Source organism: Thermoplasmatales archaeon (assembly GCA_014361245.1).
GTDB lineage: Archaea > Thermoplasmatota > E2 > UBA202 > JdFR-43 > JACIWB01.
Window position 1 is genome coordinate 1 of sequence record JACIWB010000024.1, and the last position, 20608, is coordinate 20608.

General features: G+C 33.4%; 16 protein-coding genes, 1 tRNA gene and 1 pseudogene. 7 read left to right on the forward strand and 11 right to left on the reverse strand.

The window, feature by feature from the left end:
- The coding region (locus H5T45_04820) for a PKD domain-containing protein (GenBank protein MBC7129037.1) at positions 1-1013 on the forward strand (1013 nt) is incomplete at its 5' end.
- A gap of 1 nt (position 1014) precedes the next feature.
- Here H5T45_04820 and H5T45_04825 read toward each other — a convergent pair.
- Complete coding sequence (locus H5T45_04825) at positions 1015-1233, reverse strand: DUF504 domain-containing protein (protein MBC7129038.1); 219 nt, start codon at positions 1231-1233, stop codon at positions 1015-1017.
- A gap of 51 nt (positions 1234-1284) precedes the next feature.
- On the opposite strand from H5T45_04825, the gene psmB reads away from it, so the two are divergent.
- The 4 genes from psmB to H5T45_04845 all read left to right on the forward strand — a co-directional run bounded on the left by psmB (position 1285) and on the right by H5T45_04845 (position 9738).
- Entirely contained in the window at positions 1285-1908 is a 624-nt protein-coding gene (psmB, locus tag H5T45_04830) for an archaeal proteasome endopeptidase complex subunit beta (protein MBC7129039.1), read from the forward strand.
- Between the two features lie 5 nt (positions 1909-1913).
- A complete protein-coding gene (locus H5T45_04835; GenBank protein MBC7129040.1) occupies positions 1914-3812 on the forward strand; it encodes a beta-CASP ribonuclease aCPSF1 in 1899 nt (632 codons plus the stop codon).
- Positions 3813-3852: 40 nt separating this feature from the next.
- Complete coding sequence (locus H5T45_04840) at positions 3853-8520, forward strand: PKD domain-containing protein (GenBank protein ID MBC7129041.1); 4668 nt, start codon at positions 3853-3855, stop codon at positions 8518-8520.
- Between the two features lie 978 nt (positions 8521-9498).
- Positions 9499-9738, forward strand: coding sequence for an Ig-like domain-containing protein (locus tag H5T45_04845; protein MBC7129042.1), 240 nt, complete (start codon positions 9499-9501; stop codon positions 9736-9738).
- Between the two features lie 13 nt (positions 9739-9751).
- Here H5T45_04845 and H5T45_04850 read toward each other — a convergent pair.
- Positions 9752-9825: transfer RNA gene (locus H5T45_04850), tRNA-Ile, on the reverse strand.
- 63 nt (positions 9826-9888) lie between these two features.
- Positions 9889-10231 (reverse strand): annotated as a pseudogene (locus tag H5T45_04855) (hypothetical protein).
- A 93-nt stretch (positions 10232-10324) separates the two neighbouring features.
- On the opposite strand from H5T45_04855, the gene H5T45_04860 reads away from it, so the two are divergent.
- Positions 10325-10594, forward strand: coding sequence for an acylphosphatase (locus tag H5T45_04860; GenBank protein MBC7129043.1), 270 nt, complete (start codon positions 10325-10327; stop codon positions 10592-10594).
- On the opposite strand, the gene H5T45_04865 is transcribed toward H5T45_04860, so the two are convergent.
- Positions 10591-11343, reverse strand: coding sequence for a transposase (locus tag H5T45_04865; protein MBC7129044.1), 753 nt, complete (start codon positions 11341-11343; stop codon positions 10591-10593). The genes H5T45_04860 and H5T45_04865 overlap by 4 nt on opposite strands.
- Before the next feature lie 38 nt (positions 11344-11381).
- On the opposite strand from H5T45_04865, the gene H5T45_04870 reads away from it, so the two are divergent.
- Positions 11382-12164 carry a class I SAM-dependent methyltransferase gene (locus tag H5T45_04870; protein ID MBC7129045.1) on the forward strand — a complete coding sequence of 261 codons (783 nt, stop codon included), beginning with the start codon at positions 11382-11384 and terminating at the stop codon, positions 12162-12164.
- Here H5T45_04870 and H5T45_04875 read toward each other — a convergent pair whose 3' ends face one another.
- Genes H5T45_04875 through gcvH form a run of 7 tightly spaced genes read right to left on the reverse strand, consistent with a single transcriptional unit; the run spans position 12165 to position 20273 of the window.
- Positions 12165-15065 (reverse strand): MMPL family transporter, encoded by a 2901-nt coding sequence (locus tag H5T45_04875; protein ID MBC7129046.1) that lies wholly within the window; start codon positions 15063-15065, stop codon positions 12165-12167. It abuts the gene before it with no gap.
- Positions 15066-15114: 49 nt separating this feature from the next.
- Complete coding sequence (locus tag H5T45_04880; GenBank protein MBC7129047.1) at positions 15115-16101, reverse strand: histone deacetylase; 987 nt, start codon at positions 16099-16101, stop codon at positions 15115-15117.
- Positions 16098-17243 carry a tRNA 4-thiouridine(8) synthase ThiI gene (gene thiI / locus H5T45_04885; protein MBC7129048.1) on the reverse strand — a complete coding sequence of 382 codons (1146 nt, stop codon included), beginning with the start codon at positions 17241-17243 and terminating at the stop codon, positions 16098-16100. The genes H5T45_04880 and thiI overlap by 4 nt, the downstream gene beginning before the upstream one ends.
- 1 nt (position 17244) lies before the next feature.
- Positions 17245-17601, reverse strand: a complete 357-nt coding sequence (locus H5T45_04890; GenBank protein ID MBC7129049.1) for a thioredoxin family protein — start codon at positions 17599-17601, stop codon at positions 17245-17247.
- A 35-nt stretch (positions 17602-17636) separates the two neighbouring features.
- Entirely contained in the window at positions 17637-17945 is a 309-nt protein-coding gene (locus H5T45_04895) for a PqqD family protein (GenBank protein ID MBC7129050.1), read from the reverse strand.
- On the reverse strand, positions 17935-19890 hold the full coding sequence (locus H5T45_04900) for an oligopeptide transporter, OPT family (GenBank protein MBC7129051.1): 1956 nt from the start codon (positions 19888-19890) through the stop codon (positions 17935-17937). The genes H5T45_04895 and H5T45_04900 overlap by 11 nt, the downstream gene beginning before the upstream one ends.
- Positions 19887-20273: a glycine cleavage system protein GcvH gene (gene gcvH / locus H5T45_04905; protein MBC7129052.1), complete on the reverse strand. Its 387-nt coding sequence runs from the start codon at positions 20271-20273 to the stop codon at positions 19887-19889. Before gcvH ends, H5T45_04900 begins: the two co-directional genes overlap by 4 nt.
- Positions 20274-20608 lie beyond the last annotated feature (335 nt).

Here is a 20608-nt window from a genome sequence, read left to right on the forward strand (position 1 = left end):
ATTTAGATGGATATATAGCAAATTATACCTGGGATTTTGGAGATGGAAGTGCTGGTTATGGAATTGTTGTTGAGCATTCTTATAATTCATCTGGAACCTATAATGTTACTTTAACTGTTTTTGATAACGATGAGGCAAGTGACAGTGATGAAATTGAAGTTATTTTCGATAATATACCCCCAGAGACAAATTATAGCGTTGGAGAGGGAAAGGAATGGTATAATAAAAGCATTGAAGTAATTTTAAATGCAACAGATAATCTCGCTGGAATTAATAAAACATTTTACAAGATAGATGATATCTGGAATGAATACAATGGAAGTTTCAACATAAGCAATGAGGGAATAAATATACTAAGATTTTACAGCATCGATAATGCAGGAAATCATGAACAGGAAAAAAATACAACAATAAGGATAGATTATACCCCCCCACTTACAAATTATTCAATAAATGCAACATATGGAAATAATGGATGGATAAGAAGCACAGCAATAATAAGTTTAAATGCAAGCGATGCCCTTTCTGGAATTAATAAAACATTTTACAGAATTAATGACGGGGAATGGGAAGAATATAAGGGAGAAATAAATATATCTGTTGACGGAGAACATATTATAAGATTTTACAGCATCGATAATGCAGGAAATCGCGAGGAGGAAAAGAATATAACAATAAAAATAGACACGAGAGTGCCCACCCTCACCATCAGGGCGCCCGAGGAGGGCTATATTTATATAGCCTCCCGAAAGATAATTCCAACATTGTTCGAAAATACATATATAATAGGAAAATTTGTTGCGGAGGTTGAGGCAAATGATAGTAGGTCAGGAATTTATTTTGTTGAATTTTTAATTAACAACCAAACACTCTGGAAGGATTATGCCCCCCCATATAGCATTGAATTGCCGCAGGAATTTCCGTGCTCAATTAATAAATTAAAGATTGTTGCTTATGATATGGCTGGAAATAAAGCTGAAAGCGAAGAAATTTCCTATTTAAAGATAATGTAAATCAAAATTTAAATTCTTTACCTTCATATTCCACTTTTATTATCCTGTGATATGGTATCATACCGTTTTTTGTTTCCAGAAAATTCTTTCCTATGGTTATTATATCTTCTCCCTTCAATATACCCGTATCATTTCTCTCTCCCCTGCTTATATACCATAGAGTAACCTTATTAAAATCATATTTCTTATCCCATTTTATCTTGTTCAGCAATTCTCTCACGAAATATTTATATACCTCTGCTATATTAAAATTGCTATTTTGAGGGATAGTATGGAGAATAAAAAAGGAACAACAACCCTTGCAATGGTTTGTAAAGATGGTGTTATAGCGGCGGCAGAAAGACGAGCCACAATGGGCACACTTATTGCTCACAAGGTTGCAAAGAAAATATATAAGATAGATGATCACTTACTACTTACAACTGCAGGGTTGGTGGGTGATGCACAGATTCTCGCAAGATACATGAGAGTGGAATCAGAGCTATACAAACTTGAAAGAGATGAAAAAATGCCAGTAAAGGGAGCAGCAACTTTGATGGCAAACTTTCTAAATCAGAGGAAATTTTATCCATACTATGTACAGCTTATAATAGGAGGAGTTGATTCATCTGGCCCGCATGTTTTTTCCCTAGATGCTGCTGGAGGAGCAATTGAAGATATATATACCACAACTGGCTCTGGCTCACCATATGTGTTTGGTGTGCTCGAGGATAACTATCGCAAGGAAATGAGTATTGATGAGGGAATTGACCTTGCAATAAGGGCACTTGTCGCTGCAATGAGGCGCGATTCGGCGTCTGGCGACGGTGTTGATGTTGTTGTGATAACTGATAAGGAATATAGAGAACTTAAAGATGATGAAATAGAGGAAAGAAGAAAAAAGATAGGATTATAACTTTCATGCCAATAGAAGAAATTTTGGAGAAAATAAAAGAGGAAATAAGAGCATCTATACCTTCAAGTATAAGCATAACAGGTGTGGAGTTTGAAGGAGCTGAGTTAGTTATTTATACAAAGGATCCTGAAAAATTTGCTGAGCAAGATGAAATTGTAAAACAACTCGCAAAAAAACTTCAAAAAAGAATTGTTGTAAGGGCTGATTCATCTGTTTTGATGGAACCTGATAAGGCAGAGGAAAAAATAAAGGAACTGGTTCCAAAAGAAGCAAATCTTGTAAATGTATATTTTGAGCCCGATATTGGAGAGGTAACCCTTGAGGTTGAGAAACCAGGAATAGCCATAGGAAAAAAGGGAAATCTGCTTAATGAAATAAGAAAAACCATAGGATGGGCTCCAAAAGTGATAAGAGCACCACCAATGCCATCAAAAACTGTCCAGGATATAAGAAAATATTTGAGGCTTGTTTCTGAGGATAGAATAAAATTCTTAAGGAGATTCGGAAGAAGATTGCATAGAGGAATAAGTGAGGGAGAAAAATGGGTGAGGATAACATCACTTGGAGGATATAGGGAAGTTGGGAGGTCTTGCACACTTCTCTCTACAAATGATAGCAAGATATTGATTGATTGTGGGTTGGATGTTTCATCAACTGAAAATGGCTCTCCATACCTTCATATGCCAGAAGTATTACCCTTCGAATCCATAGATGGTGTTGTTGTAACCCATGCCCATCTTGACCACTCCGGACTTGTTCCAATGCTTTTCAAATATGGATATGATGGACCTGTTTATTCAACATACCCAACAAGAGATGTTATGGTTCTTTTACAGATGGACTATTTGAGGGTTTGCGCTGATGAGGCAAAGAAAGCTCCTTACAGTTCCGAGCATATAAGAAAAGAAATTCAGAATACAATCCCGCTAAATTATGGCGATACAATAGATATAGCACCAGATATAAAATTAACAATGCATAGAGCTGGACATATACTGGGCTCATCAATATGCCACCTGCATATAGGAGACGGACTTTTTAACATCGCATTTTCAGGAGATATAAAGTATGAAAAAACCTGGCTTTTCAGTGCGGCTGCAACCCATTTCCCGCGCCTTGAGGCAATTGTGCTTGAATCAACTTACGGAGGAAGGGATGATATTCAACCATCGCGCAAGAAGGCGGGTGAGCAACTTCGGGACATTATAAAGAGGACACTCGAAAATAAGGGGAAGGTTTTGATACCTGTATTTGCAATTGGAAGGTCGCAGGAAGTGATGATAGTAATTGAACAGCTTATGAAGGAGAAGGAATTGCCTCAGGTGCCTGTTTATCTTGATGGAATGATATGGGAGGCAACATCAATTCACACTGTTTATCCCGAATATTTGAATGCTGATTTGAGGAAAAAAATATTTCAGGAGGGAGAAAATCCTTTAATGGCTGAATTTTTTGAAAGAGTTGATAGCGTTGATAAAAGAAGGGAAATTATAGATGAAAGCAATGAATGCATTGTTCTTGCAACAAGTGGAATGCTTAATGGCGGACCAATAATGGAGTATTTCAAATCTTGGGCGGATGATTCAAGAAGCACTCTTATATTTGTTGGTTATCAGGCAGAAGGCACTCTTGGAAGAAAATTACAGAGAGGAAGCAAGGAAATTATTGTTGGAGGCAAGGAAATAAAAGTTGAAATGAATATTGAAACTTGTGATGGTTTCTCGGGTCATTCAGATAGAAATCAGTTAATGAATTTCATAAAAAATATTTCCCCAAAGCCAAAAAGGATAATATTGAATCATGGAGAGGAAGTAAAATGCATGGACCTGGCAGCAAACTTATACAAAAAATTTGGAATAAAAACACTTGCAATAAAAAATCTCGAGACAGTAAGATTTAGATAAGAATTATAAATAACCAATTGATTATAGTAAGGTGAATAGCATGGAGAAAAGGGTAAAAGCAATTGGCATTTTGATATTGCTATCCTTAGTATTTTTTATAAAAAGTGCAAATGCTGAATTGGTTGCTGATTTCTATTTCGAGCCAGAAACACCACTAACATTTCAAAATGTTTTTTTCTGGGATAACTCCACATATAATGGAGAAAATTTAACAAATTGTCCATATGCTGTAAATTTTTCCTGGAACTTTGGGGACGGAAGCATAAGTTATGAAAAAAATACAAATCATACATATTCCATCCCTGGTGTATATAATGTTACACATGAATTAACCTTATACAATGAAAGCGGAATTATAGATAGAAATGCGGTTGTAAAGCAAATACATGTGCTCAATCGCCCGCCCGCCGCAAAATTTTACTGGATGGCGGAGGGCACCAATTTTACTTTTTTGGGAAATTTTAATTATGATGCAAGCAACGATTTAGATGGATATGTAGCAAATTATACCTGGGATTTTGGGGATGGAAGCACTGGATACGGAGCGGTTGTAATGCATACATACACAATTTCAGGGAGATGCAATGTTACCTTGACTGTTAGAGATAATAATGGTTCAGCAAACTCAATAACAAGGGAAATAAATATTTCAAATAAGATGCCTGTTGTAAATTTTTCATGGGAGCCATCAAGTCCTACATCTCTTGATAATATAACATTTACAAGCAATTCATATGATACTGATGGATATATAACCCAATGGATATGGGATTTTGGTGGAGGAAATATATTTTATAACAGCACAATTTCATATAAATACAATGATAGTGGAACCTATCGTATATATCTATTTGTAATAGACAATGAAGGAGCATTTAATTATACCTGGAGAGATGTTGTGGTTTATAATATTCCCCCATTTGCAAATTTCTCATGGGAGCCGTTTTATCCCATACCAAATAAAAATATAACATTCGATGCAAGCAACAGCTATGATTTAGATGGATATATAGCAAATTATACCTGGGATTTTGGAGATGGAAGTGCTGGTTATGGAATTGTTGTTGAGCATTCTTATAATTCATCTGGAACCTATAATGTTACTTTAACTGTTTTTGATGATGATAATGAAAAGGCAAATATCACCTACTCTATTTTAGTCGCGGATTTTTATGTTGATGAAAATGTTTATGACCCAGACAACCATACATGGAATAGAATAAATGACGCATTGAATAATGCAAGCAATGGAACATATATTTATATAAGGGAAGGAATATATGAAGAAGATATAGAAGTTAATAAAGAAGTTTTAATAGAGGGAATAAATGCAACAATACATGGAAATGTAAGTTTGCTTAAGGGAGTGATTTTTTACAAAATTAATTCAAAAGGTTTTTCATTTTCCGCAAAAGAGAATTGCTCTGTAGAGAATTGCAATTTAGAAGCAAATAAAATAAATATAGAAAAAGGTAATTCCTTTTCTAAAAATAAAATTAAAGGAGGAATTGAAACAGGAGATAAAAATATCTTTAGAAATAATTCCATAGAAGGGGGAATTGAAGTAAATGGCGAGGAAAATGAATTTTATGAAAACTTAATTTATGGAGCATTTTATGGGTTCAATGTTAAGAATGGGGCAAATAAAATAATAAGTAATGAAATAAGTGGATGCATATATGGCTTGTATCTAAGAGAATTTAATGAGATAGTCAGCAATAATATAAAGTCAAACGGATTTGGAATCTATATAAATGCAAGCAACTTTTTTATTGGATATAACAAACTGGAAAATAATTATTATGGATTATATGTAACAAACTCGATCAACACAACATTTTTTGATTTATTCCTTTCAAACAACACATTCTCAATTTATTCAGATATCTCCTATCTATACATTGAAAATGTTACAATAGATTATGGAAAAAATGGAATTTTCATTAATTCAGGAGAAATAGTAAATTCTTCAATAAACAATCTGGAGAATGGAATAATAGGAAATAATATAACAATAAGGAATTGCTCAATCAGTAATTGTAAAATAGGTATGGAAAGCAATAATTCACAAATTTATTACAGCATATTTGAAGAAAATGATGCTGGTGTTTATATAAACAATACATACATAGAGAACTGCTCATTTTCAAAAAATACTTATGGAATTAAAGCGGGAAATGGTAATAGGATATCAAATTGCTCATTTTCAAACAATTCAATTGCAATAGTGTGCGAGGGAAACAACAATTCAATTTACTCCTCAACAATTTATAAAAATAACGGAGGAATATATTTAAAAAATTCTTTTAATTCAGTTTATGAAAATATAATAAATGAAAATGAATATGGCTTGAGAATTTTCTTCTCTCCATATAACAACATTTCTGGAAATAACTTCACGGGGAATAAATACAACTTTGATATGGAAGGAAGTGAAATCTCTCATTTTTATCAGACAATATATGAAAATAATAAAGCAAATAATCTATCATTTTTGTACATGAGGAACGCATCAAACATCGAAATAAATGGAAGCTATGGTTATCTCGCCCTGGTTGAATGCAGAAACATCTCGCTGGTTAATTTCAGCAACTCGCATGCGGGCGAGGTGCTGCTGGCGGGATGTGAAAATGTAATGATGAGAGGGGGGGCTGTGGGAGAAAATATAGAAGGAATTTATGTTCTGAAGGGAAGGAATTTATCTTTTGAGAACTTAGTAATAAGCAATAATTCATGGGGGCTGTCGTTGAAATCTTCTCAGGATTTGCTGATTTATAATTGCTCATTTGAAGGAAATACAAAAGGTATTAATCTATTTAACATTGAAAGAGAGTTTTCTTATGTAAGGATGACTTTGCTAAGTTTTTATGGAAATATTTATGGTTTCAGCATAGAGAATGTGGAAGGAGTTGAAATTCAGCAAATAAACGCACTTATGAATAATATTGATGGAATAATATACAATGGAAATGTTTCATTGAATAATTCAAATATTTCATTTGTATCATTTAAAAATTCGGATTTAAATATATCAAATTCATGCATCGAAAAAATTTATGGAGAAATTTCAAAAATTTCAATATTAAATACTTCGGTTAAAAAATTCGATGCTACGGAATGCAATCTTTATATGCAGAAATGCAATCTATCGGGAAATTTCAGTTCAAAAAATGGAAATATTGATATAAACAACAGTGTTTTTTATAAAAATGGAGAAATATTATTTAATTCTTCGAGTGTTTCAATAAGAAATTCATCTTTTGAAAGTAATAGTATATCCAAATTCATAAATGTTACTGGATTTTTAGAAAATAGCATTTTGGCAAACAACAGCATCGGAATTTTGATTGAAAATTCAAAATTTTCATTGATAAACATAACAGGTTATAAAAACGATGTTGGAATTAAAATAAATTCATCAGATTGCAGATTTTCTTATGGAAATTTATCGGAAAATAATATATCAATTCTTGCTGATGGAGTAAATAACATAATTGAAAAAATATTGATCCATCACAACAAAAAAGGAATTTTGCTCTATGGAAACAACACTCTAATAAATTGCTCTTTCTGGAGAAATGAAGTTGGAATTGAGGCATATGGAAGCAGCAGAATATATTCAAATAATTTTGTTTATAATTCAATAAATGCAATTGAAAGAGGGAATAACAGCTGGAATACAAGTTATCCACAAGGAGGCAACTACTGGCATGACTATTCTGGAAAGGATATAATGAAAGGTGAGGGACAGAATATAAGTGGCAGTGATGGAATTGGAGATGCACCATATAAAATAAACGGAAGCTATGATTTCTATCCTTTGATGGAAAAATGTTCAGCAGCTTTTATTCCAAACGAGAAGCCAATTGCAAAATTTTATTTCTATCCATCTTTGCCTTTCTCTTTTGAAAACATAATGTTCTTCGATTCATCATATGATGAAAATGGAGATAATGACATAGTTTCGTGGCTCTGGAATTTTGGAGATGGTTCAACAAGCAATGAAAGAAATCCAAACCACAACTATACAATTCCTGGAAATTATACAATAACTTTAACAGTTAAGGATAAAAGCAATGAAACTGGCATCTTTTCGCTAAACATTTCAATAAAAAATGTTCCTCCATGTGCAGATTTCTCATTTAAGGAAAATGCAAAATCATATGAGGTAATTGAATTTAATGCAAGCAATAGCTATGATTTGGATGGAAGCATAGTTAATTATACATGGAGCTTTGGAGATGGAGGCGTTGCCTATGAAAACATCTCCCATCATAAATACATAAAGCCAGGAATTTATAAAGTTAAACTTGTTATTATTGATAACAATGGAAGTAAAAAAGAATTGGAAAAAGAAATAGAAATAACCAACAGGGAGCCGAGCGCAGATTTTATATTTTCACCAGAGGAGGTGGCTCCTGGCGAGGAGGTATCATTTACTGATTTATCAACAGATATGGATGGAGAAATAATATCATATATCTGGAAATTTGGAGATGGAAATGTTTCATACGAGAAAAATCCAATGCATGTATATGAAAAACCTGGAGAATATGAAGTAACATTGATATTAAAAGATGACTGTGGGGCAAGCTCAACCATAACAAAAACAATAACAGTAAAGAAAAAAGAGGCCCCAAGCTTCGAGTTCATTTTATTTGCAATCGCAGTTTTGCTGATAATCTCAAGGAAAAGAAAAAAAAATTAAATAAAAAATTCCAATATATCTAATATGAAAATAATTGGAATTACGCTTTTCTTATTTGCAATTTTTTCAAAGTTTAAATTTTAGAAATGAGTGCAAAAAATATCCTACAATTTATGTTTCTATTGTATCCCATAATGAAGCACCAACAAGTTTTGATGATGAAAATTATTTTTGGAGATATAGAGGAGATTTATTAAAGCTTTCAAATATGCTATATGAAGAAGGAGTAAAATTTAATTTTCAATCTGATTGGGATTTTTTGCTCGCTGAAATCAAGTTATGATAAAGGAAATTCTTCAACAAATGGAAAAAATCTATTAGGATATTTAAAGGAGGATTTGGGTTTCGAAATCAATACCCATAGACATGAAAAGGTGATATAAATATGCTGATGTAGGCTTATTTAATTCATTCTCTAGGTGTTGAGCTTTCAAATGTAACTGGCGGGCTTGTTGAACATCCCCCAGAAGAATCAAAAATCGAGTATTTTAGAAAAACATTGAATGGCTTAAAATTCAATTATTCTTGTAAAGCAGAAATTTTATGAGATGACTCAACAAGTGGCCATTTAAATGAAGAAAGTTTATGGGTATCTGGAATATGGAGACCAAAAGATAATGAGAATTTTTTAACTAATGATGAAAATTTTATTCCTCATATAGGAGAATATCAACCAAAATGGAATGGCTTGCATAGATTACCGCAGAAGCAACAAAATGGTGAGTTTAAAAAAAACAAGATACACACACAATCAATTTTTATACCTCAAAATTTCATAGAAAATTTTAGACAAGAAATTAGGAATCTTTCTTAATATGAAGATAAGGGATTAATTAAGTGGGATGGATTAAGTGGGGGTATAAATATATGATATAGAGAATAAAATGCCCAACCAAATATTTATTCATATGTTTTATATGGAAATTGAAATTAAAAAACCAGGTTGAGAATTTTCTTTATATTTTTAATAGAGAAATTATGAAAATTGAAAAAACAATAATAATGAGATATATAAATGTTGAAGCAGAGGTCATTTGCTATATAGATGAAGTTTATTTTTATTTAAATGGAATTTTGATTGAGAAAGATTCTACTCCTCCTTTTGAATGGAATTGGATTAAATCTTCTATTGGAAAATATATCTTAAAAGTTATTGCAAAAGCTGGAGCATTGAGCAAAGAAAAAGAAATTGAGGCAATTGCTGTAATAATCTATTAGCATGCAATATTAATGGGCCCGGCCGGATTTGAACCGGCGACCATCTGGTTATGAGCCAGACGCTCCACCTGGCTAAGCTACGGGCCCACAAAATAATAGCAATTTGTAAATTTATTTTTTTCTATCGAAAAAATTAAGACAGGGCAAATATTAAACTGTTTTTTCTTTTCTTAACAAATCATCATATTTTAGATATGCAATGAGTAATATTATTCCAATGATTAGCCCACCCAATATAAATCCTATTTACAACCCATAAAAGTTGTTTTTCCTTCGCCTTGCTATATTCCTTATTATCTATGAAATTATTTATTTCCCTGATATTGCTCCTTATAATTAAATTAATTACCCCGAAAACTATGAAAATTATTCCTATAAATATTATAAGGGTAACAACTCCTATTACAAAAAATATTATAGCAAATATAAGTGATATTATCCCAGCAACATTATTTAAATCTTTTATTGTTTGTGCTTCAGGTGGCAGTTCCATGGTGTAATATTATAATTTATATTTATAGTATTTGGTAAAAAATTTTTACAAGTAAACAGTTTTCTTTTTATACTCTTCTTTTATAAAATTTTTATGAAGAGGGTAAGAGTTAGAATATACGGAAGAGTTCAGGGAGTTTGGTTCAGAGCACATACAAAAGAAATGGCGGATAAACTTGGCTTGGGTGGATGGGTAAAAAATATGCCAGATGGAAGTGTTTTTGCCGTTTTTGAGGGAGATGAAAATAAAATAAAGGAAATGATAGAGTGGTGCCATCGGGGGCCACCTCTCGCAAAAGTGGAAAGAGTGGAAATAGAAGAGGAGGAGATAAAAGGAGAGAAGGATTTTAAAATAAAGTATTAGCCTATTTCAAGACCAATTTTTTTAATTTTTTCCTCAATTCCTTCAATTTTGCCATGCAAATATGCCATCTCGCAATAAGGTGTTGAATTTTTCATTTTAAGCAAAATTTCATCATCTAATTTCACATATTTAGGAGCTATATGCCCGAAGGCAACATTTTTTTCAATTGCAATCTCGCTAAATCTGGGGGCATAATGTCCCCCACCTATCCCTATTGCAACCTTTGCTTTTTCCTCATTCATTTCAAGAATTGTTTCCGCTATTGCCTTGCATGCCTTTTCGTCATTCCATTCTTCCTTTGTGCTCCCCACCTCTATGAAAAAAGAGGGTTTTTCTAAATAGGGGCCGTGGTGCGTTGCTTCATAACAAACTTCATAATCTCCCAAATTTTTTTCTTTTAGAATTTTAAGAGCGCTTAGCATTAAGAGAGGACTGCATTTGACGAGTTTGCCATCTTTTCCACCATATTCAGCAATTCCAAAATTCCCTATAGCATGCACACTCAATGTTTTTCTGTTTTGTAATGATGCATGGCGAGATGCAAAAACTAATGTATCTACTTTATACCCTTTTGCCTCTATTTCCTTATCAATATCATCATGATAGATATGTAAATCATCTATAAAATACAATAAAAAATTATCAGAAATATAAACTTCTTTCTCCTTTTTCCATTTCCTTTTTTGCATTATAAACCTTGAAATATTTATACTTGCTTCATCCTCTTTTGAAAAAATTATACAGAACATAAAGGAATAACTTAAATAGATAAAAAAATATTTTGTTAATGCCTCTAAACAGGGATAAGAAAGAGATAGAAGATTTCATAAGGAAGCTTGAACAGCAGGCATTAGAAACAGCTGAAGAAAGGCACCCAATTTATATTGAAGCGGGTTTGAAAGATGCAAAACTAATACTTGATGTCGGATGCGGCTCGGGAGCGGTAACAAAGGATATATGCAATCATACAAATGGAGAGGTTATTGCAATAGATGAGTCCTTTGAAATGCTTGAAATAGCAAAAGAGGTTCTTGAAGGTATAAGAAATGTTGATTTATGCATTGGAGATGCTCATTATCTTCCTTTCAAAGATGATACATTTGATATTGTTACATGCAATCTTCTTTTCATGTGGGTAAAAGAGCCACAAAAAGTAATAAATGAAATGGCAAGAGTTATAAAGAAAGGAGGAAAGGTTGTTGCAACTCTTGAGCCAGATTTTGGAGGAAAAATACACTGGCCTCCTTTTCCAAAAGTTGATGAAATATTTTCGGGTAAAGCAATAAAAAATAGAGGAGGAGATCCATACATAGGAAGAAAATTGAGGATGCTGTTTGTAAGAGCTGGTTTAAAAACAAAAATAGGGCTCGGGAATAAAAGAATATGGAGTTGTGAAGAAGATAAAATCTCTTATTTAAGGGCAAAAAATTTTTATGAAAATGTTTTAAGGAGAGAAGGGCTAAGTGACGAGGAAATAAAGGAATGGGAGGAAGAGCACATGAAGGCAATTGAAGAAGGCATAGAATTCAATTTCTTTCCCCAGTTCTATGCAATAGGAATAAAAGAATAACTATTTTTTCTTCAGTATCAGCAATATTGATGGAAGCAATGCTATTGAAGCAATAAAAGAGTAAAGAATAGTTAAACACATTATAACCCCAAATTGCCTCTCGGGCGGCATCGGCGAGAAAATGAGCATGGAAAAGCCGGCGATTGTGGTGAGTGCGGCTCCGACTATAGCTGAACCAGTTGAAGAAAGGATTTCAGTTATACTTTCCTTACTTCTATCTGATTTCCTGAATTTATCAGTTATGTGTATGGAGTATGTTATTCCTAAGCCAATTGTAAGAGATGTTACCATTATTGTCATCACATTTAATGAATAGTTCATAAATGCCATGCTTCCAATAATCCAAATGGAAGCGAGTCCAACAGGAACAATATTCAAGATGCCGAGAATTAAATCTTTATATATAAATGCAAGAATTATTGCAGAAATTATAATGCACATTAAAGTGGATACAACCTGATTTTTTACAAGAGAAGATGTTATTGTATATGTTAATATGGTTGGTCCTGTAATTATTGCATTTCCTACCTTATCTTCCTTGAGTTGATTATAAAATTTTTCTATATTTTTATTCAAATCACCACTTGCAGAAATTGCATTATTATAGATTCTAATAACTGTTGCATCGTATTCACCATTTTCTCTATGCAAAACTCTCTTTACCTCTTCTTTATATTTATCACTTTCATATAAATAATCATAAATATTTTTTACATCTTCATCGCTTTTCGGGATTCCATCCTCCCCTATATTAAATTTTTCAGCAAATGTTCTATTTTCCTTAATCGCATCTTCGATAATGCTAACTATGGATAAAACTTTTATCCCACCATCTGGAGTTTTTACAACAAAATCATCATCCCTCATATTCTTTTGCATTTCTTTAATTTCTTTTAATGTTCTAACTCTGGTAACATTTTCTTCTATAAGGATATAATCTTCATTTTGACTGAAAAATGGAAAATCGCTACCTATCCTATTTAAAGTTTTTATTGAAGTGCTTTCCTCGGGCAGAAATTCTTCTATTCTAAAACTAGTTTTAACATTTGCAATTCCAAAAAGCATTATTATTGTAAAAATGAGGAAAGATAGAATAACAATTTTTGGTTTTTTAACAACAAAAATTGATGGCTTTTTAATCAAAAAATCAAAAGAAAATGATTTTTTATCAAATTTTCCTCCCTTTTTATCAAAAATATATCTCAAGGAGGCAAGGAGTGTAATTGTTACAATAAATGTATAGATTATTCCAATTGCACATAAAAATCCAAAATGCCTTAGGGGAGGGATTGTTGCTGTAAGAAATGATAAGAATCCAACACATGTTGTGATTGTTGCAAGGAATAAAGCTGTTCCAGTATTTGTTATTGCATTTATTATTGCATCACCCGCCTTTTTTCCCTTATTCCTCTCCTCTATATACCTATGGAAAAGATGTATTGAATAATCCACACCAAGCCCCATTATAAGAGGCATTATTGCAACTGATAGGGCACTGAAATTTATATTTAAAATAGCCATCGTTCCAAATGTCCATATCAGAGAAATGAAGAGACCAAACAATGATAGCAATACATAGGATATTTTTCTGAAATCTAAGAATAAAAGAATTGTTATCGCAATAAATATTCCAATCCCTATTATTCTATTTGATTCATCGGTTAGTTTGTCTATTTCATATGATACTATTTTTTCGCCAGTAGCTTCGCCTCCTTTTATATTCTTTAATTTCTCATAAAAATCAGAAAAATCAGAAGAATTTAACTCTATAACAATAATTGTTGATTTCGCCTTCATATTTTCATAATCTTTTGACAAAAGAACAAGTGCAGAATTTTTCATCTCATCCATGAATTCAGGTTTTATGAAGAAGACAAATGAAGAATTTATTGAAGCAATTTCCTTCCATAAATTATCAATATCCCTAAGCGACAGGTTGTGATTCAAAAAATCCATCCCAAAAATTTTCTCATCTATCACAAGCCCCAACCACGGCAGGCGGTATTTTCTTATTCCGCCTTTAATATCCGCCAGCTTTGATGGGATTGCCATGCTTCCAAATTTCCCTATGCCAAATTTACCTATTTCTTCCTTATCAATTTCAATAACTATTTTGTTTTCTGAGAGATAAAACCTGCTTTTATCTAATTTAATCGGAAAATATGTTCCATTATCAAAAACCCAAAGATAAACATTTGATTCAACATCCTTCTTCCTTAAATTTTCTTTTAATCCAGCCCCAATTATCCATATGGCGGGCAAATCAAATCTGGCTGATATTTTATAGGGAATTGAATTATTTCCTATCCTGCTTTCAAATTCTACAAACCATTCATATATATTTCTATAGTTATTTTTCTGGGGCAAATCATATAATTCCATAGAAAAGAAAATTTTACTCTCACTTTCCCTTATGAAAAGAGATTTTAAATAATTGTGCGAAAAATTATTTTCCGCAATTTTAATCTCGCTATAATTTTTTTCATGCATCAAATCATTTAATGCATAAATTATTTCTTCATCAGAGCAATCTTTCATGCTCTTCCCATATTCAATGTTGCATACAATATCAATAATGCTTGCGATACTGAAGCAGGTGGCATTTCCTAATTTTTCAATTTCTTTTGATATGGTGTAAATTTCTCTTAGCGACGAAGCTTCAAGAACATTTTCATTTTCTATATACAGCATTAATGTATCCGAACTATCTGAACCACCTCCAAAATATTCTCCAACCCTTTTCTCCGCCCTGACAACTTCATTATCAGGAAGAAAATCATTGATGGAAGTGCTCATATTTATAAAAGGGATAAATGCAGAAAATAACAGAGTTATTAAAATTGCAATTTCAATGATTGTTACAGCCCTCCTTTCAATGCTCTTGCCTATCCTATCTAACACATGGTTTATAATTTTCTAATATTTAATTCTATTGTGGTTCTCATAATTTTCATAAATTCCAGTAGTTTCCAATGAGCTTTTTAATTTCCCTGACTATTTCCCTGCAATTTTTCCCTCCAGAATATTCCTCAAAACTTATCGGCTCGCCCTGAAGATGTGATACTTCAATTGCAGTTCCCTTTGCAATATTGTTGATTACATATCCTCCTTCAAGAATACAAACAATCCTACTTTGAATATTTTTGAATTTATCTATTATCTCCCCATAAAAATTTAATCCAAGGGCAAGTCCTCCAAGAGGGTCTGCATGATGGCTGTCAAATCCTGCAGAAATAAGGACAAAATCAGGTGAAAATTGTTCAGCAACTGGAAGCATAATTTCATCCATAATTTGCCTTACACATTCTTCATTGCTTCCATAAGGCAAGGGAGCATTAACTGTATATCCCTCTCCCTCTCCACCCCCTATTTCCTCTATTCTTCCTGTTCCAGGATAATGAGGGTAGAGATGAATTGATTGATAAAGAACATCTGCACGCTCATAAAATATGTCCTGCGTCCCATTTCCATGATGCACATCATGGTCAAAAATAAGCACTTTTTTACCTCTTTCAGTTAGCCAATTCGCAGCAATTGCCACATTGTTAAAAATGCAAAATCCCATCGATGCCCGCCTGGTGGCGTGATGGCCTGGCGGGCGCACGACCGCAAATGCGTTCTTATCTCTTCCCTTGATTATTTCATCACAAGCTTTAATAGCCCCTCCAGCAGCAAGTTTTGCAACCTCATATGAAAATTCGTTTGTATATGTATCCATATCAAGCCATCCAATTTTTTTTGCTCTTTCAACCATATTTGCATCATGAACTTTTTTAATTTCCTCTTCACTTGCTTCATCTGGCTCAACAAAATTCAATTTTTCATAAAATGGCATTTTTTTAAGTAATTCAATTATTGCAATAGCACGGGATGCATTTTCTACATGCGCTGGATTATCATGAAGTAAAAATTTATCTGAATAGATTATAAGGGTCATAGAGATAAATGTTTATTTAATATTAATTCTTTGCAAATTGCTTTTTCAATTGCTTTTTTAATTACTCCTTCATTTATTTCTTTTTCCATCTCTTTTATTTCTTCAATTTCTGCTTTTATTGCTGGATGCTTTGCAACCATAAATGAACAGCAATCTGGCATATGCTTTATAGAGAATTCATATGTACCAATTTTTCTTGCCAAATCAACAATTTCATTCTTATTCATACCAATCAATGGAGAAAATACAGGCAATGAAGATGCTTCATATATGCATGCAAGATTTTCAATTGTTTGTGAAGCAACCTGTCCAATGCTGTCACCAGTTACAATTGCCTTTGCCTTCTCTTTTTTGGCTATATTATTTGCAATTTTCATCATTGCTCTCCTATAAACAATCATTCTATACTTCGATTTTATATTTGAAATAATTTCATTTTGAACATCTGAAAATTGTAGAAGATAAATTTTTGTTTTACCCTGAAACCCTGCAAGTATTTTTGCAATTTCCTCGATTTTATTTGGGTAAGCTACAAGATTTTCATTATAAAAATGCAAAAAAATATTTTTACAACCTCTTTTCATCATGAGGAAGGAGGCAACAGGCGAATCTATTCCGCCAGAAAGAAGAGATATTACTTTTCCCTGGCTTCCGACAGGCAGGCCGCCAATTCCCTTTATTTTTTCTGTATAAATATATGCCCTACTTTTGCATATTTCAATGAATATGGTTAGCTCGGGTTTTTCAAGATTAACTTTTTTATTCAATTTATTTTTTATTTCTTCACCTACAATTCTGTTTATCTCCTGCGAGTTATATGGAAAATTCTTATTTTCTCTTTTTGTTAAAATTCTGAAGCTTTTAAAATCTATTTTTTTGGAGATTTCAACTGCTTTATTTTTTATTTCCTCAATATCAGGATTTGTCTCATATGCAAAAGAGAAATTTTCTATTCCAGGAATATTTTCAAGAATTTCCCTTCCTTTATCCTCATAAACTATTATTCTTCCATGCTCTCTTCTTACCCTCGCTCCTTTAATCAATTCCTTTATATTTCTGATAAGATTTTCTTCAAAAAAAATTCTATTTTTTCCCTTTATTCCTATTTCCCCATAATGCACAATTATCATTGACAAACAAATCCTACATTTTTAAAACTTTTTCCATATCAGCCAAAAATTGCTCAGCATTTCTATATCCAACTGTTCTATACACTTCCTTTCCATCCTTTAAATAAACTATCGTTGGAATTGAGCTTACATTATATAAATTTGCAATTTCAGGCCGCTCATCCACATTAACTTTTATAGCAACAAAATTTTTCATCATCTCCATTACTTCCTTACTTTTATATGTATCATTTTCCATTCTTCTGCAAGGAGGGCACCAATCTGCATAAAAATCCAAAATTGCAATCTTATTTTTATTCAAGCTTTCTTGCAATCCTTTTTCATAATCAAGCCATGAAATTTCTTTTGCCTCTTCTTTTATGCAACCCAAGAGAATAACCAAAATAAAAAACAATAAAATTTTCTTCATTCTAATCTTATATATTCATTTTTTTCCAGCATTTTAATAAATATGCCCAGCCCGCCAGCCTTTTCCTTTCCATATTTTTCTTCAATCATCTTCATTATGTCCTCAATGCTATTTTTACCGTCAAAGCTTTTCCATGCAAATGAGCCAACTTCATCTAAATTCACTATAAAATATTCTGGTCTTTTTAAGATTTTGCAAATAATTTTTCCAAATTTACTACGAAATTTCATTATTTTAAGCCTTACAAGTCCCTCTTCCTCAAACCATTCAACATTTCTCACTGGCTTTAAAATCTCATCCTTCATTTGCCATCCTGAATTCCCTTAGCACAATATATCCGAGCAGAAATGCAATATATCCCCATACAATCATTCCAGGCCAGGCAGGCGCATCTTCAAGCACTCCCAAATCAACATGCAATATAATCAGAAATGCTCCTATTATACCCATCAGTGCTTCGCCAGCAATTAAGCCAGCGGAGAAAAGCAAGCCTGTTCTATGAGCTTTTTCTTTCGGCTTTATACCCGTCTCTTTTATTGCCATTTCCCAATCGCTCAGCTCTTCCTCCTCCTCAGGAGCCTCTTTCCTAAGTTTTCTATCAACAATTGCTCGAACAATTCCTCCAGCAAGTATTGGAACAGTTAGAGTAAATGGTAAATATATTCCAATTGCAACAGGAAGAACAGGTATATCCATCAATATGAGGACTACTGCAAGGAAAGCTCCAGCTATTACAAACGGCCATACAATTTCTCCCCCTATAACTCCCCTAACAATTCCACCCATCAGAAATGCCTGAGGAGCTGGTAAATCAGCGCTCCCTATCCTGTATGCCTTATCCAATGCCTGTATGACAATTGCAAGAACTGGGGCTGCAGCAGCAACACCTATAATTTCTGCAATCTGCTGTTTCCATGGGGTGGCGCCGAGCATTTGTCCAGCCGCCATTGATTGAAGCACATCCCCACTTATTGCCGCTGCACAGCATACAACAGCCGCCATACCTATTACTATTGTCATTCCTTCATAGCCCGTCGCTCCAAACGCAAGCATCAATATGCTCACAAATAAAAGAACTGCAACAGTTACTCCAGAAATTGGATTGTTTGAAGAGCCAAGCAGACCAGCCATATAGCCAGCAATTGCTGATGCAACAAAAGCAAGAAAAACAAGAATGACCGCCATGAATAAGCTTACTGCATACATATTGCTGAGCCAGGCATATATCAGGAAAATAGGTATTATAAGTAGCCCGATAGTAACGAAAACCTTCTTTATATCCAAATCCCGCTCTGTTCTCTTTTTGGCTTCAACAGCTCCTCCTCTCAACCCAACCACTGCTTCCTTAACTCCGTGAAGAAGATTTTCTCTTAATTTCCAAATAGTATATAGTCCGCCTACAACCATTGCTCCAACACCAAGGTAGCGAACATAACTGCTCCATATCTCCATAAAACCTTCAAGAGCTGGCATTCCAGCAGGTAAGCCAGTGGAGAGAATGATAAGAGGTGTAATTATAACCCACCCAAGCAGCCCGCCAGCAAAAACATAAGCTGATATTTGTGGCCCTATTATATAACCAACTCCAAGAAGAGCTGGAGAAGCAGCAACCCCCCCATAAAAATAGCCACTGCTTGATTTTCCCATCACTCCATATTTACCAGCATAAAAAATTTTCTCAACCTTTCCTTTAAATACATTTAATGAAACCTGACATAGCTTAACTATTCCTGCAAGAATTGCTCCCGCAAGCATCCAAAAGCTACTCCCCTTCCCTTCTTTCCCCACAGCTGTATTTATAACTGCAGCAACCGCAACACCTTCAGGGAAAGGCAAATCGGTTTTTACTATTAATGCCCTCCTCAGCAATACCATCCATAGAACTCCAAGAACACCCCCAACAAGAGCAATTATAGTTGTTTCCCAGTAATGTATTTCATGCCAAGCCCCAATAACAACAAGGGCGGGAATTGTAAAGATAACGCCCGCCGCCAGCGCCTCGCCAGCAGCAGCCCCCATCATCCCAAGAGTTACTTCAAGAACCGTTGGCTTAAATGGCTTGAGCAAAGCAAGAGCCATTATTGCCCCTGGAATTGCGGCAGATACAGTCATACCTGCATACAAGCCAAGATAGGCATTTGCTGCACCCATTATAATTGCAAGCAAAGCCCCAACAATAACCGCCCTTAATGTTAGTTCTGCAACACTTTTTTCAGCTGGTATTAGCGATTTAAAATTTTCCCTGCTCATTTTTCTCCCTCCAGCATTTTTTCATAATCTTTTGAATTCATAAGAGATTTTAAATCTTCCTCGCTTTCTATTTCAACTTCAAAAATCCATCCCCCATCATATGGCTCACGGTTTATTAAACCTGGATCATCATTTAATGCCTCATTTACTGAAAAAATTTTACCGCTGATTGGAGCATAAACTTCTGAAACAGATTTAACTGATTCAAGAGTTGCAACAACTTCTCCTTTTTTAAAATATTTTCCAGATTCTGGCAATTCAACAAATACTACATCAGTAAGCTTATCCTGTGCATAATCAGTTATTCCAATTCTTGCAATCCTATTTTTTTTGAGTACCCATTCATGTGTTTTTGTGTAAAGCAGATTTTCCCTGATCTCCATATAAATGGAATGCTAACATAAATTTAATCTTTTTGTGTTACATAGAAGCCGGTATCTCCGAAAGTGAAAATTTAGAAAAAATTATTTCCTGAGGCAAATAGTAAATCTTTAAGGAAATTAAATAGATTTTGTTTTAGTTTTGTAAAAAATATTATTAACTTTCATTCCAATAAAAATTCGATATATGAAGATGAAGAAATTTTGAAAGGAATAACATTTTGCTCAATAAGGGGAAGATACCTTGAAAATGGTTGCAAAAGATTGGAAGAAATAACAAAATATAAAATTCCAGATGCTGACACAGTTTATACAAGATTAAGTAAGAAAAATTTTAA